This window comes from Citrobacter sp. Cb028 (assembly GCF_030336705.1).
In the GTDB taxonomy this organism is placed as follows: Bacteria; Pseudomonadota; Gammaproteobacteria; order Enterobacterales; family Enterobacteriaceae; genus Citrobacter; species Citrobacter braakii.
In genome coordinates this window covers 19,027-33,383 of the sequence record NZ_JAOWCZ010000013.1, presented here as the reverse complement: position 1 = coordinate 33,383, position 14,357 = coordinate 19,027, and the positions used below count along the sequence as shown (strand labels likewise).

The following is a 14,357-nucleotide window of genomic DNA, read 5'->3' as shown; positions in this document are numbered from 1 at the left end:
ATGGGTTCAGCGGTGGCCAGGCAATAGCGCGCTAAACCGTAATCAAGAGGGGCTTGCGCCCCTCTTTCGGTCTTTACGTCAGGTTAGTGCTGAATTACCACCAGATTTCCATCTGGGCACCGAAGGACCACTCATCGTTGTCGCCACGGCTGGTTGTGCTGAGACCAGAGTTCGTTGCCGCTGCGAATTTGGTTACGTCGTTACCATTTTTGATGTAACCCCACTCTTCATCCCATTTTGCATAGGTTGCGAAGACGCGGATTGCCGGACGAGACCAGATGCTGTCACCCGCCTGCCATTGTTGGGCCAGGGTGATTTTGTACTGGCTGTTGCGATCGCTGGTCTGCTGAGATTTGACGTTGTCGTAACCGACTTCCAGCAGGGTGCTCATGATTGGCGTCCATTTATACATCGGGCGAATACCAACGGTGTACCATTCGGTCCCCAGGTCGTTATCCATGTCGAGGTTCTGGTACATACCGACGTACATCAGGTCCCACTTGTCGCCCAGGGAGATTGCACCGTGGTCCAGCACGCGGAACAGGCTACCGTTGTTATTCACAACGTTGTTGGCATAGTTGGTTTTAACGCCAGTAACGGGATCTTCAATGGTCGTAGTGGAAGAACCATAAGAACCCTGGTTCAGGCCTTTGCCCTGGGTGGTCATGGAATCTGTGGCGTACTGAACGACAAACTTGTTGTAGCCCTTCAGCATGCTCTGGGTATGTTCAGCGGTGAACATCCAACCATCTTTAGATGCGCCGTCCGCCAGCCTGTAATCATCGGTGGTATTCGCGCGACCATAGTCAACGCCCAGTTCCAACATCCCATCCGGGTTAGTTGCCAACTGCGCTAAACGAACGTCAAATACATCGTTCGCGGTGTCTTTGGTACGATCATAGATATTCTGGCTGCTGAAAGCGTATGAACCACCCGCTTCCTGTGAACGGCTCGCTGCCAAAGACAGTTTACCGAAGCCCAGATCGATGTTTTCAATACCGGCGCCAGGACCTGAAATATCCCAGTAGTAGAAGTCGATCATGTGTACGTCATGACGCTGGTAGAAGCGCTTACCGGCCCAGATAGTGGAGCCTGGCAGCCATTCGATCAGGTTTTTACCCTGCACGTTTGCTTCACGGAATGCCGGGTCTGTGCCTTCCCAGTCATTCTGCTGTGCGACGGAGTAAGCAACGTTGGTGTCGAAGTAGAAGCTCTTATCGCCTTCTTTCCACACTTCCTGACCTAATTTGATTTCCGCATAGGTTTCACATTCGTTACCGAGACGGTATTTACTTTGTGCACCGGTTGCCTGGAAACACTGTTGTTCACCGCCACTCCCTGTCCAGCCAATACCGGAACGAGCGTAACCGTGGAAATCTACAGCCATTGCCTGAACAGACATAATGCCTGCTGCTACAGCAACCGCCAGAGGGAGTTTGCGCAGAGTAATCATCGTTCTATCTCCTGAGATCATTGCTTTTCTTTAAACGCGTCCCCCTTCGGGCTGCCTCTTTGTTGGCTGCGTTCTTTCACCCCAGTCGCGTACTCTTTGTACACTCCCGGGGATTCATTTACTTGCCGCCTCGATGTAGCTTCGAATGGCTTTGCGTTTCGTTTTTTATGGGGACCTTAAACGCCCGGCTCTTGATGCAACCGACGACATGCAGTGCCATCCTCACGGAACAGATGGCAACGCTCTGGCGGCAGGCCGATAGCGAATGTGGCACCCTCTTCTACCAACACCACGTCGTTCTGGCGGTAAACCAGGTTTTGACGGATGGCGGGGATCTGGATATGAATTTGAGTTTCGTGACCAAGCTGCTCGACCACCTGCACTTCACCTTCGAGGGTGACATCGGCGATATCGCTGGGCAGCAGATGTTCCGGGCGGATACCTAAAGACATGTTGGCACCAACCTGTACCGCATGGCTGTCCACTGGTAGCCATATTTGTTGGCGGTTGGGCAGTTCAACCTGCACCTGATCGATGGCCGTCCCGGTGACTTTCACCGGCAGGAAGTTCATCTTCGGCGAACCAATAAAGCCCGCCACAAAGCGGTCAGCCGGATAGTGGTATAGCTCCAGCGGTTTGCCGACCTGCGCCACGCGACCAGCATCCAGCACCACAATTTTGTCGGCCAGCGTCATCGCTTCGACCTGATCGTGGGTGACGTAAATCATCGTGCGGCCAAGACGTTTATGCAGGCGGGAGATTTCAATACGCATTTGCACACGCAGAGCGGCGTCGAGGTTCGACAGCGGTTCATCCAGCAGGAATACGCGCGGCTCGGCAACCAGCGTTCGGCCAATCGCCACACGCTGACGTTGTCCGCCGGAAAGCGCTTTCGGTTTACGCTCCAGCAGGTGCGCCAGTTGCAGAACTTCCGCGACCTGATTCACGCGCTGATTCATCACCTCTTTTTTTGCACCAGCCAGTTTGAGGCCAAACGACATATTTTCTGCGACGGATAAATGGGGATACAACGCGTAGGACTGAAAGACCATGCCTACGCCGCGTTCGGCGGGGGGAATGTCGTTCATCCGGGTCTCCCCGATAAACAGGTCGCCACTGGTGATGGTTTCAAGTCCGGCGATCATACGCAGCAAGGTCGACTTACCGCAGCCTGACGGTCCGACAAACACCACGAATTCCCCTTCGTGAATGTCGAGATTGATATCTTTCGATACCACCACGTCACCCCAGGCTTTCGTTACATTTCGCAGCTGTACGCTCGCCATGCCCTTCTCCCTTCGTTACAACCTGTCATCGACAGCAACATTCATGATGGGCTGACTATGCGTGATCCCTTGACTGCGTGAATCCTCCACCCCCGGCTTTTTTATGGGGGAGGAGGCGGGAGGATGAGAGAACAGCGTCTGAGACCCGGGCCGTACGCCGCGGAGGAATTTCGTGATGCAGCCTGCAAAAATCAGTGGGTTTTTATGTGCGCCAGTACGCAATACTCACATTTATGTAACACAGATCACATAAAGAGCGGGTGGGGCGTAGGGGTAAGGAGGATGGAAAGAGGTTGTCGTATAAAGAAACTAGTAACCGTTAAGCCACCTCTGCAAAATCACCAAACAGGATGGGAACTATGAAAATCAAAACTGGCGCACGCATCCTCGCATTGTCTGCATTAACGACGATGATGTTTTCCGCCTCGGCTCTCGCCAAGATTGAAGAAGGTAAGCTGGTTATCTGGATTAACGGCGACAAAGGCTATAACGGCCTCGCTGAAGTGGGCAAAAAATTCGAGAAAGACACCGGTATCAAAGTCACCATTGAGCACCCGGACAAACTGGAAGAGAAGTTCCCACAGGTTGCCGCGACTGGCGATGGCCCGGACATCATCTTCTGGGCACATGACCGTTTTGGCGGCTACGCTCAGTCTGGCCTGCTGGCTGAAATCACCCCAGATAAAGCGTTCCAGGACAAACTCTATCCGTTCACCTGGGATGCCGTACGCTATAACGGCAAACTGATTGCCTACCCGATCGCGGTTGAAGCGCTGTCGCTGATTTACAACAAAGACCTCGTTCCGAACCCGCCAAAAACCTGGGAAGAAATTCCTGCGCTGGATAAAGAACTGAAGGCGAAAGGGAAATCCGCGCTGATGTTCAACCTGCAAGAACCGTACTTCACCTGGCCGCTGATTGCCGCCGACGGCGGTTACGCGTTCAAGTTTGAAAACGGCAAGTACGACGTGAAAGACGTGGGCGTGGACAACGCGGGCGCAAAAGCGGGTCTGACCTTCCTGGTTGATCTGATCAAGAACAAACACATGAACGCGGATACCGATTACTCCATCGCCGAAGCGGCCTTTAACAAAGGTGACACCGCGATGACCATCAACGGTCCGTGGGCGTGGTCCAACATCGATAAGAGCAAGGTGAATTACGGCGTTGCCCTGCTGCCAACCTTCAAGGGTAAACCGTCCAAACCGTTCGTGGGCGTTCTGAGCGCAGGTATCAACGCTGCCAGCCCGAACAAAGAACTGGCAAAAGAGTTCCTCGAAAACTACCTGCTGACCGATCAGGGTCTGGATGAAGTGAATAAGGACAAACCGCTGGGCGCGGTTGCACTGAAATCCTTCCAGGATCAGTTAGCGAAAGACCCGCGTATCGCGGCCACCATGGATAACGCCCAGAAAGGCGAGATCATGCCGAACATCCCGCAGATGTCCGCATTCTGGTATGCCGTTCGTACCGCAGTGATCAACGCAGCCAGCGGCCGTCAGACCGTCGATGCCGCGCTGAAAGATGCACAAGGTCGTATCACCAAGTAATACGGTTTCCCTTATTTCTTAGGGAATCAGGTTTATTGAATACGTTGTTACGCGAAATCATTCGCGCTACATCGAGGCGGCAAGGAGGCAAATCCCCAGGAGCTTACATAAGTAAGTGACTGGGGTGAGCTTCCGCAGCCAACAAAGAGGTAGTGCGAAGGATAAAGCGTAAAGAGGATTGATCCCCATGGATGTCATTAAAAAGAAACACTGGTGGCAAAGCGACCGACTGAAATGGTCAGTGATGGGTCTGCTTGGGCTGCTGGTCGGTTACCTTGTTGTTTTGATGTATGCTCAGGGGGAGTACCTGTTTGCCATCATGACGCTGATTTTAAGCTCTGCTGGCCTGTATATTTTTGCTAACCGTAAAGCCTACGCCTGGCGCTATGTTTACCCAGGCGTTGCAGGGATGGGGCTGTTTGTCCTGTTTCCGCTAATTTGTACTATCGCAATTGCCTTTACCAACTACAGCAGCACCAACCAACTGACCTTTGAACGTGCCCAGGAAGTCTTGATGGACCGTTCTTATCAGGCGGGGAAAACCTACAACTTCGGCCTGTATCCGGCGGGTACGGAGTGGCAACTGGCCCTCACCGACGGTGAAACTGGCAAGAATTATCTCTCCGACGCCTTTAAATTTAGCGGCGAACAGAAACTGCAGTTGAAAGAAGCCGAGGCGCTGCCAGCGGGCGAACGTGCGACGCTGCGTATTATCACGCAAAATCGCCAGGCGTTAACCCAACTCACCGCCATCCTGCCAGATGAAAGCAAAGTGATTATGAGTTCACTGCGCCAGTTTTCCGGCACGCAGCCACTCTATACGCTCGCTGATGACGGCACGCTCACCAACAGCCAAAGCGGCGTAAAATACCGCGCCAACAACGATATTGGTTATTATCAGGCAATTAACGCTGACGGTAGCTGGGGTAACGAAAAACTCAGCCCAGGCTATACCGTTGCCATCGGTTGGGACAACTTCGCCCGCGTATTTACCGACGAAGGCATTCAGAAACCGTTCTTCGCCATCTTTGTCTGGACGGTGGTCTTCTCCGTTCTGACCGTGATCCTCACCGTGGCCGTGGGGATGGTACTGGCCTGTCTCGTACAGTGGGAGTCTCTCAAAGGCAAAGCGATTTACCGTGTCCTGCTGATTCTGCCGTATGCCGTACCGTCGTTTATTTCGATTCTGATTTTCAAAGGGCTGTTCAACCAGAGCTTCGGTGAAATCAACATGATGCTGAGCGCGCTGTTTGGCATCAAACCGGCCTGGTTCAGCGACCCAACCACCGCGCGTTCGATGATTATTATCGTCAACACCTGGCTTGGTTACCCGTACATGATGATCCTGTGCATGGGTCTGCTTAAAGCGATCCCTGACGACCTGTATGAAGCGTCGGCGATGGATGGTGCAGGTCCGTTCCAGAACTTCTTTAAGATTACGTTGCCACTGCTGATTAAGCCGCTGACGCCGCTGATGATCGCCAGCTTCGCCTTTAACTTTAACAACTTCGTGCTGATTCAACTGTTGACCAACGGTGGTCCAGACCGTCTTGGTACCACCACGCCAGCAGGCTATACCGACCTGCTCGTGAGCTACACCTACCGTATCGCCTTCGAAGGTGGCGGTGGTCAGGACTTCGGTCTGGCGGCGGCGATTGCCACGCTGATCTTCCTGCTGGTCGGTGCGCTGGCCATCGTGAACCTGAAAGCCACGCGTATGAAGTTTGATTAAGGGAGACAACGAACATGGCTATGGTACAACCCAAATCTCAGAAACTGCGTCTCTTAACAACGCACTTGCTGCTGCTGATTTTCATTGCAGCGATCATGTTCCCGCTGCTGATGGTTATCGCTATCTCGCTGCGTGAAGGTAACTTTGCCACCGGCAGCCTGATCCCGGAAAACATCTCCTGGGAACACTGGAAACTGGCGTTGGGCTTTAGCGTTGAGCATGCGGATGGCCGCGTGACGCCGCCGCCGTTCCCGGTGCTGTTATGGCTGTGGAACTCGGTGAAAGTAGCCACCATTACCGCGATCGGTATCGTGACGCTTTCCACCACCTGCGCTTACGCCTTTGCCCGTATGCGCTTCCCGGGCAAAGCAACCCTGCTGAAAGGGATGCTGATATTCCAGATGTTCCCGGCGGTGCTGTCTCTGGTCGCGTTGTATGCTTTGTTTGACCGCCTGGGCCAGTACATTCCGTTTATTGGTCTGAACACTCACGGTGGCGTGATCTTCGCCTATCTTGGCGGTATTGCGCTGCATGTGTGGACGATTAAGGGCTATTTCGAAACCATCGACGGTTCGCTGGAAGAAGCGGCCGCGCTGGATGGCGCAACGCCATGGCAGGCATTCCGCCTGGTGTTGCTGCCGCTTTCCGTTCCGATTCTGGCGGTCGTGTTTATTCTGTCTTTCATTGCCGCAATTACCGAAGTACCGGTCGCATCACTGCTGCTGCGTGATGTGAACAGCTATACCCTTGCGGTAGGTATGCAGCAGTACCTCAATCCACAGAACTATTTGTGGGGCGACTTTGCCGCCGCAGCTGTACTTTCAGCCATTCCGATCACTCTGGTGTTCCTGCTGGCACAGCGCTGGCTGGTCAACGGACTGACGGCGGGTGGTGTGAAAGGTTAAGTTTTACCGAAGTAACTGCCCGGCAACGGGCAATGCCACTGCAACCCTCAACTTATGTTATCCCAACCTGTGACTGTTATTCGGCGCTCTACGGAGCGCCCTTTTTTTATGTTATTTTGCATTACGCTTACGATTATTTCCTTTCGTGCCCCCCATCACTGCAAATCAATTTTTCGCCTGAAATTCGAAAATTAAACAGAATTAGTTTGGCGCAGGCGTTATCAACCTAAGCTTTACCGTATTAGCGATCATGACGGTGGATAAATTTGAAGAACTGTGGGAACCCGCGGCGGAGAAAACCCAGCCGGCCTCTGCGCAGTAATTCTTACCCAAAACACGCCGCAGCCCAATTGCGGCGTGTTGTCTTTTACTCTCGCTTCAGCCGTTTGGAATTACACAGCCACAGGGTGATCACCAGCAGCAGGATCGCCGCAGAATAGATCAGCACATCCATCGGCGCTTTATGATCGACAATGATCAGCCGCACAATCGCAGTGATCCCGATATAGACAAAGTAGCGCAGCGGAAAGTGAAAACCTGACTGAAAGTACTTCACAATCAGCGCGATAAATTCAAAGTAGAGAAAGTAAACCACCAGCCCTTCCACCAGTTCATACTTGCTGGTTTGTTCCGGCGCGAACAGCACATCCGCCAGATGCAGCGTTTCTTTCCCGAGGAATACGACCAGGATCAGGCCCAGACTCAGCAACCCCAGATTCAACACGGTCTGTAAAATAGTGGAGATAAACTCCACGCGCGGACGAGATAGCGACGTCATAACAGCACCTCTTACTCAGTGGCAAGGTTCCTGTATAACGCAAAAATGTGACAGAGATCTACATTTTTTGTTTATATTTTGTGCAAGAAAGGTCAGCAGGGAATGATGAGTGTCACGACACATTTCACAGGATGAATTATGCAGCTCAGACAATCCGCTGTTCGCAACGTTACCTGCGGTGAGAACGTGGTGATCTATGAACCCGCAAATCTCTACGACTGCACATTGGGTGACAACGTTTTTGTCGGACCATTTGTTGAAATCCAGGGTAATACGCAGATTGGCGCAGACAGCAAAATTCAGTCGCACACCTTCATCTGCGAATATGTCACCCTCGGCGCTCGCTGTTTTATCGGTCACGGCGTGATGTTCGCCAACGATATGTTTCGCGAAGGAAAACCCAATGCCGACCGCAACAGTTGGGGACGTATTACGATTGGCGACGATGTCTCGATCGGCAGCGGAGCGACCATTCTGGCGGTCACTATCTGTGATGGCGTGGTCGTCGGCTCGGGGAGCGTGGTGACCAAATCGATCACCGAGAAAGGCGTGTATGCGGGAAATCCGGCAAAATTATTACGTCGTTTATAGAGCCGGATAAGCGCAGGTCCCATCCGGCCATCTATCAGCGGAAGTTTTCACTCCTGTCGCTGGTCATGTCGTACAGACCAAACTTACGTCCAAGCTGCTGGCCGCCATCGCGTGTTAACGGCGTCCAGCCAATCGCCGCACGACTGCGGGTTGGGCCTGACGAGAACAGATCCAGCGGCACAGAAACGTACACCCCTTTGGTAAAATCACCCTCTCCGTACTCATCCGGCGAGGCGTCGGTGATGGTCGCATAGCCCCCCACCACTACGCCGCTGTCAAAGCGTTTCGCCACTTCCAGCGTTCCGCCCTTATCCCCCGCCAGATACTGCCCCACGCTGGCTTTCACCAGTACATCCTGGGCGAACGAAGGATTCCAGTAAGCCGTCAAATGCCCGGTCTTCACGCTGTAGTCGGTGAACTTCATCATGTCCTGCGCGCTACGCCAGTCACGCTGTTTCACGTAGTTGGCGTCAACACCAAACGCCCAGTTGCTGTCCAGCGGGCGATACAGCACTTCTGCCCCCGCTCCGCCGTACATAGTTTCCAGATAGCCCCCGTAAACCTGTCCGTAGAACCCATTTCCGAGTGACTGGAAGTAGTTGGCCTGCAGGTTATTCACGTAGACATCGTTTTGCACATACTCACGCACATGGGTACGCACGCGTGGTAAATGCGAATCCTGCGGCGGGTTGGTGTAGTTAAACTTGTCATAGTTATTGGCGAGGTTGGCGAACAAACTCCCGGTGGTCAGCAGATGATCGGTAACCCACAAATCCGCCGTTCCCATCACGCCCAACTGATACATATAGAAGTTTTCCGGGCCGCCCACCGACTGATTTAGCACCGGATCGATGTGGAAATTGAAGCGTGACTTATCAATATACCAGCCCTGCTCGGTCATTTTCGGTATCTCGGGTTCGACGCGTTTTTGTGCCAGTTGAGTTTCATGGCCCAACGGCTCGCCTTCCAGATGGCGCTTGAGGCTGGAAACCTCCGTTTCGGTCGTCACCTGCGGCAAGTTAAGGCGATTTTCCGTAATGCGGATCGTGCGGATCCCATCGGGAAGATCGTTCATCACGATCCGGTTAGCACGCTCGATCCCTTCGCGCGAATCACGGTATTTGACCTGTTCACCCGTCACATACAGCGTATCGCCCTGCACCTGAATTTTAGGATCCGCCAGCCCGGCATTATATTTCAGCAGCGTTAACTGATTCGCCACCACCGAATGTTGCAGGATGGCATCCTGCGGCTGTGGTTGATATTTCGGGCGGGTATTGTCGTTATAGTTTGGTCGCAGATCGTTAAAGTTAGTCCGCAGCGTGACCCCAAACATCAAGGTGTTCCCGCGCTCATAGCTGAGGTTAACGTCGGCCCAATCGGTGACGCGATAAATAGCGCCGACGTTAAACTTGCTCTTCTGATCCAACTTGCCGGCATAATCCTGCTGGTAATTATTACCTTCATACTCCAGTTTCAGGCGCAGCGGCTGCCAGGGAGTCTGATACTCTACGCCGCCAAACAGCGACGCCGGGCCGTGGAACATCTGGCTACCGTCAATAGAACCGGCCTGCTTGTAGCTGTTATCGCGATGGCAGAATTTATCACTGTATGAGCAAAACGGATTGCTAACGTTGCCGCTGGTCCCGAGATATCCCCAACCAAGGCCGAGAGAGAAATCAAACGGGCCCCAGGCTTTGTTCGCCACCACATACTCCGCATCAAACAGGCCGGTTCCGCCGATATCCCGCGCGCCAACCGCCACCTGCGGCATCCAGTAGCTCTCTTCCCACAGGCGAAGTTTGAGATCAAAAGCCTTATCTTTATAAGTCTGATCGCCAGAAAACGACTCCACGCCGCTGTATTTTTTGGTACGCACATCGGTATAGCGCAGGGTGGTTTCCAGCCAGGGGAAGAGTTGTACCGACGCAGAGTAGTAACGGTATTGATCGTTATCGCGGTAGTTAAGGCTCATTTCGCCTTCACGCGCCATGCGTGCGGTTGGGGTTTGCAGCAGTCCCACGCCACCAAAATCCGACTGGGAAGGTCCAATGGGCGCGGGCCAGGTTTCACCGTGGCAGGCAACGCTTACGCCCAGCGCCAGTAAGCTGAGCAGATAAGTTTTTCTCATTATTCGGGTATCCGCTGGGTCAGGGTGCGAAGAATGTCGGCATTGATTTCATCCGGGGTGCTGCGCCAGACAGCATCAGAGAGTCCGACAAAAATGATGCTGCCGGGCATCGGCTCAACGTGACGTTTGTTCCAGTATGCGACCGGGACTTTTTGCGTGCGTCCGTCGGGATAGATGACCCAGGCATAGCTACGATCTGCGCCGCTGAGCCGACGTTGCCCATCGAGATAGCTGGCGATATCGCGCCCGGGTATAAACGGTTGTTTACCCGGATGACTTAGCAGGCCAAACAGCGTTATATCCGTTGGCTGCGGTCCGACCCACAGCGTGTAATTGCCCTGCAACGGCGGGTTGCCTCGCTCACTGACGCGCACAACATCCGGGTCGAGATTAATCTTCTGTCTGCCGGTCACCTTCAGCGCCTGAATTTGCTGGCGTAATGCGTTGATAGCTGCGGCATCGTCACCACTTTCTTCAGCGCTGAGCATCGCCAAACGAGCCAGTAATGCCTGCTGCTGACGCTCTGCCTCCGTCGTTGCCCGCTCTTCGCTGATAACCGCTCCTGGCCACCAGCTATTACTCAACCGCGGCTGCCCAACCAGGTCGAGCAGATGTTCGGCCCCGGTCAACGTTTTTGGCTCTTCGCTGGCGGAGGTAAAGACCTTAACGCTACCCGCAGCAAAAACTGACGCTGCGCTCAGGCTCAATAGCAGCGCCACAACGGCTCGTTTCATCATGATTTTGCCGCCTTAATCAGCGTGGTTTTCACCGGGAAGTAACGTGCGCCAAGATACTGTTCCGATTGGCGAATCTGCCCTTCGCTGTCGATCCAGTAGCGGTTATGCCAGCGCGTTTGATCGGTGGTGACTTCTTCGTCAAGGATTCGTACTGGCGTATCTTCGCTACCCACCTTAATGGTGTCAGTGCCATCCCATTCGAAAACCGAGCGGGCAGTGGCATAGCGCACCTGCTGATGCTCGGTCCAGCCCATCGTGCGGGTCCACGTTGCCCCATCGACTATCTGGTTTGGTTTGATGAGCGGATCTGCCGCCAGATTATTCACCTCGATCAGGTTGTCCCCGCCGAGATGCGTTTTCACCATGCGCCCAGACTGCGTGACGAGAATGGCCCGATCCTGAGTCACCCATTTCTGCTGTCCGTTTTCCGCGAACGCGAGTACCACAAACAGTTGTGGGCCGCCGTTGAGCTGCATGTACTGGCTGGCGTAGGGCATGTTTTTGATTTCATCGTCCGTCATCTGTACGCCGGGAGTACCAAACACGCTATCCCATAGCGAATGACCCAGCCCTTCGGTGGTGGCTGAGCACGCCTGTAATAACAGGCAAACCATTATCAGCGCTGGTCGCTTCACGACATTTCTCCGCAGCGGCAAAATAACCACACCGAAGTGTGGTTAGAATTAAACGTACCGGTATTACTGGGTACTGGTGGTTGTGGTGGTTGTGGTTCCGGTGTTAGAACCATCGCCGCCACCGGTTGCCGCAAGAGCAACCCCCACCGCAGAACTTACGGTGCTCACGCTGGTTGCGGAGGAACTTCCTGCCGAAACCGACGCGGCAGCCGACCCTGCAGCCTCACCCACCTGAACGGGGGCAGCATAGACAGAAGTCGCCGCAAGCGCAGATATAGCCCAAAGGCCATACAGAACTTTTTTCATCACAAATTCCCTTCATTGTATGAATGGAGATTTACCCAAAAGAATTTCGGGCGAGATCGAGTATACACAAGCCAAAGTGCGCAAATTACGCCAGGCGGGAATTTAGGATAATTAGATAGCAAGAAATAAAATGATTAACGGCAGATAATTAAATCAATACAATCATTAAGTTAAAATATAAAAACAAAAACACAACATCCGGTAATTCTGAAAAAACCAGAAACACGATAACGTTGAATGAATTATTTTAGGATTAAGCTCAATAAAGGTGTAAAGCAAAAGCGTAGATATTCGGGAGCCAGATTATAAAAAAAGCCGATATTAATATCGGCTTTTTTTATAAGTAATCTGCAAATTCATTCGAATTGCAACAAGGCGGCAAGATCGTTAATCCCCGGGAGCATAGATAGCTATGTGACCGGGGTTAACGAACGCAGCCAACAGCGCTGCGGCTCGAAGGAAGAAGCAGATTAACGCCAGGACTTATAACGGTTAATCAAACCGTTAGTTGAGCAATCATGGCTGGTGATTTCTTTATCATCATTCAGCTCTGGCAGAATGCGATTCGCCAGCTGTTTGCCCAGCTCAACGCCCCACTGGTCAAAGGTGAAGATATTCAGGATCGCGCCCTGAGTGAAGATTTTGTGCTCGTACAGCGCAATCAGCGCACCCAGGCTGAACGGTGTGATTTCGCGCAGCAGGATGGAGTTAGTTGGACGGTTACCTTCGAACACTTTGAACGGCACAACGTGGTCAAGCGTTGCCGGATCTTTACCCTGGTCGCGGTATTCCTGCTCAACCACTTCACGAGATTTACCAAAAGCCAGCGCTTCGGTCTGAGCGAAGAAGTTAGACAGCAGTTTCGGATGGTGATCCGACAGCGGGTTGTGGGTGATTGCCGGAGCGATGAAATCGCACGGAACCATTTTGGTACCCTGGTGAATCAGCTGGTAGAACGCATGCTGACCGTTAGTACCCGGCTCACCCCAGATGATTGGGCCAGTCTGGTAATCCACCGCATTGCCGTTACGGTCAACGTATTTACCGTTGGATTCCATATTGCCCTGCTGGAAGTAGGCCGCGAAACGGTGCATATACTGGTCGTACGGCAGAATCGCTTCGGTTTCAGCACCGAAGAAATTGTTGTACCAGATACCGATCAGCGCCAGCAGCACCGGCAAGTTTTTCTCCGCCGGAGTGGTGGAGAAGTGTTTGTCCATGGCGTGCGCGCCAGAAAGCAGCTCAACAAAGTTGTCGAAGCCCACAGAAAGGATGATGGACAGACCGATTGCAGACCACAGGGAGTAACGACCGCCAACCCAGTCCCAGAACTCGAACATATTGGCGGTATCAATACCGAACTCGCCAACCGCTTTACCGTTAGTGGAGAGCGCTGCGAAGTGCTTGGCAACGTGCTTGTTGTCGCCAGCGGTCGCCAGGAACCAGTCGCGCGCGCTGTGGGCGTTAGTCATGGTTTCCTGAGTGGTGAAGGTTTTGGAAGCGACCAGGAACAGCGTAGTCTCCGGATTCACTTTCTTCAGCACTTCGGCAATGTGCGTACCATCGACGTTAGACACAAAGTGCATGTTCAGGTGATTTTTGTACGGGCGCAGCGCTTCGGTCACCATGAACGGGCCGAGGTCTGAACCGCCGATACCGATGTTCACGACATCAGTAATGGCTTTACCGGTATAGCCTTTCCAGCTTCCGGAGATAATCGCTTCAGAGAAGGATTTCATCTTCTCAAGCACCGCGTTCACTTCCGGCATCACATCTTTGCCGTCAACGATGATTGGAGTGTTGCTACGGTTGCGCAACGCCACGTGCAGCACGGCACGGTCTTCAGTGCGGTTAATTTTCTCACCGGAGAACATGGACTTGATGGCGCCTGCCAAATCGGTCTCTTTCGCCAGATCCTGCAGTTTAGCCAGCGTCTCTTCAGTGATGCGGTTTTTGGAGAAATCCACCAGCATCAGATCGTCAAACGTCGCGGAAAATTTAGCGAAACGATCGCTATCTTTCGCGAACAGATCCGCGATAGTAACGTCTTTCATCTCTTCAAAGTGTTTTTGTAGTGCCTGCCAGGCTGAGGTCTGCGTTGGATTGATGTTTTTCATTAGCAATACTCTTCTGATTTTGAGAATTGTGACTGAGATCGATTGTAACGCCAGTCACAGAAAAGTGTGATTGTTTTAATGCCATCGCCCTTGTATCCATCGAACCAGGGTAAAAAGTATAGATGTTATAAGCGCT

Annotated in this window: 12 protein-coding genes; 4 read left to right on the top strand and 8 right to left on the bottom strand. The window is 52.9% G+C overall.

What is annotated here, in order from left to right; all coding sequences use genetic code 11:
* Positions 1-94: 94 nt before the first annotated feature.
* Positions 95-1,453 (bottom strand): maltoporin, encoded by a 1,359-nt coding sequence (locus OGV75_RS00200; RefSeq protein ID WP_016155344.1) that lies wholly within the window; start codon positions 1,451-1,453, stop codon positions 95-97.
* Positions 1,454-1,629: 176 nt separating this feature from the next.
* Positions 1,630-2,739 carry a maltose/maltodextrin ABC transporter ATP-binding protein MalK gene (gene malK, locus OGV75_RS00195; RefSeq protein ID WP_016155343.1) on the bottom strand — a complete coding sequence of 370 codons (1,110 nt, stop codon included), beginning with the start codon at positions 2,737-2,739 and terminating at the stop codon, positions 1,630-1,632.
* Positions 2,740-3,098: 359 nt separating this feature from the next.
* Between malK and malE the strand changes: the two genes are divergently transcribed.
* From malE to malG, 3 genes are all read left to right on the top strand, one after another.
* Positions 3,099-4,289, top strand: coding sequence for a maltose/maltodextrin ABC transporter substrate-binding protein MalE (malE, locus tag OGV75_RS00190; protein ID WP_016155342.1), 1,191 nt, complete (start codon positions 3,099-3,101; stop codon positions 4,287-4,289).
* A 187-nt stretch (positions 4,290-4,476) separates the two neighbouring features.
* Positions 4,477-6,021, top strand: a complete 1,545-nt coding sequence (malF, locus tag OGV75_RS00185; RefSeq protein WP_286480239.1) for a maltose ABC transporter permease MalF — start codon at positions 4,477-4,479, stop codon at positions 6,019-6,021.
* A 14-nt stretch (positions 6,022-6,035) separates the two neighbouring features.
* Positions 6,036-6,926: a maltose ABC transporter permease MalG gene (gene malG, locus OGV75_RS00180; protein WP_016155340.1), complete on the top strand. Its 891-nt coding sequence runs from the start codon at positions 6,036-6,038 to the stop codon at positions 6,924-6,926.
* 367 nt (positions 6,927-7,293) lie between these two features.
* Here malG and psiE read toward each other — a convergent pair whose 3' ends face one another.
* Positions 7,294-7,704, bottom strand: coding sequence for a phosphate-starvation-inducible protein PsiE (psiE, locus tag OGV75_RS00175; protein WP_003031674.1), 411 nt, complete (start codon positions 7,702-7,704; stop codon positions 7,294-7,296).
* Between the two features lie 138 nt (positions 7,705-7,842).
* On the opposite strand from psiE, the gene OGV75_RS00170 reads away from it, so the two are divergent.
* Positions 7,843-8,295: an acyltransferase gene (locus OGV75_RS00170; RefSeq protein WP_502873963.1), complete on the top strand. Its 453-nt coding sequence runs from the start codon at positions 7,843-7,845 to the stop codon at positions 8,293-8,295.
* A gap of 34 nt (positions 8,296-8,329) precedes the next feature.
* Here the strand turns inward: OGV75_RS00170 and OGV75_RS00165 are convergent, their stop codons facing one another.
* The 5 genes from OGV75_RS00165 to pgi all read right to left on the bottom strand — a co-directional run bounded on the left by OGV75_RS00165 (position 8,330) and on the right by pgi (position 14,221).
* Positions 8,330-10,426 (bottom strand): YjbH domain-containing protein, encoded by a 2,097-nt coding sequence (locus OGV75_RS00165; protein WP_286480238.1) that lies wholly within the window; start codon positions 10,424-10,426, stop codon positions 8,330-8,332.
* Positions 10,426-11,163 (bottom strand): capsule biosynthesis GfcC family protein, encoded by a 738-nt coding sequence (locus OGV75_RS00160; RefSeq protein ID WP_141876094.1) that lies wholly within the window; start codon positions 11,161-11,163, stop codon positions 10,426-10,428. Before OGV75_RS00160 ends, OGV75_RS00165 begins: the two co-directional genes overlap by 1 nt.
* Complete coding sequence (locus OGV75_RS00155; RefSeq protein ID WP_046275310.1) at positions 11,160-11,798, bottom strand: YjbF family lipoprotein; 639 nt, start codon at positions 11,796-11,798, stop codon at positions 11,160-11,162. The genes OGV75_RS00160 and OGV75_RS00155 overlap by 4 nt, the downstream gene beginning before the upstream one ends.
* A 63-nt stretch (positions 11,799-11,861) precedes the next feature.
* The gene (gene yjbE, locus OGV75_RS00150; protein ID WP_003826562.1) at positions 11,862-12,104 is read right to left on the bottom strand and encodes an exopolysaccharide production protein YjbE; all 243 of its coding nucleotides are present in this window, start codon (positions 12,102-12,104) and stop codon (positions 11,862-11,864) included.
* Between the two features lie 470 nt (positions 12,105-12,574).
* Positions 12,575-14,221: a glucose-6-phosphate isomerase gene (gene pgi, locus OGV75_RS00145; RefSeq protein ID WP_016155434.1), complete on the bottom strand. Its 1,647-nt coding sequence runs from the start codon at positions 14,219-14,221 to the stop codon at positions 12,575-12,577.
* Positions 14,222-14,357 lie beyond the last annotated feature (136 nt).

What these genes read in the sequence shown, in the direction of transcription:
- OGV75_RS00200 (WP_016155344.1), bottom strand. Translation starts at nt 1,453, where the DNA reads ATGATTACTCTGCGCAAACTCCCTCTGGCGGTTGCTGTAGCAGCAGGC.
- malK (WP_016155343.1), bottom strand. Translation starts at nt 2,739, where the DNA reads ATGGCGAGCGTACAGCTGCGAAATGTAACGAAAGCCTGGGGTGACGTG.
- malE (WP_016155342.1), top strand. Translation starts at nt 3,099, where the DNA reads ATGAAAATCAAAACTGGCGCACGCATCCTCGCATTGTCTGCATTAACG.
- malF (WP_286480239.1), top strand. Translation starts at nt 4,477, where the DNA reads ATGGATGTCATTAAAAAGAAACACTGGTGGCAAAGCGACCGACTGAAA.
- malG (WP_016155340.1), top strand. Translation starts at nt 6,036, where the DNA reads ATGGCTATGGTACAACCCAAATCTCAGAAACTGCGTCTCTTAACAACG.
- psiE (WP_003031674.1), bottom strand. Translation starts at nt 7,704, where the DNA reads ATGACGTCGCTATCTCGTCCGCGCGTGGAGTTTATCTCCACTATTTTA.
- OGV75_RS00170 (WP_502873963.1), top strand. Translation starts at nt 7,843, where the DNA reads ATGCAGCTCAGACAATCCGCTGTTCGCAACGTTACCTGCGGTGAGAAC.
- OGV75_RS00165 (WP_286480238.1), bottom strand. Translation starts at nt 10,426, where the DNA reads ATGAGAAAAACTTATCTGCTCAGCTTACTGGCGCTGGGCGTAAGCGTT.
- OGV75_RS00160 (WP_141876094.1), bottom strand. Translation starts at nt 11,163, where the DNA reads ATGATGAAACGAGCCGTTGTGGCGCTGCTATTGAGCCTGAGCGCAGCG.
- yjbE (WP_003826562.1), bottom strand. Translation starts at nt 12,104, where the DNA reads ATGAAAAAAGTTCTGTATGGCCTTTGGGCTATATCTGCGCTTGCGGCG.
- pgi (WP_016155434.1), bottom strand. Translation starts at nt 14,221, where the DNA reads ATGAAAAACATCAATCCAACGCAGACCTCAGCCTGGCAGGCACTACAA.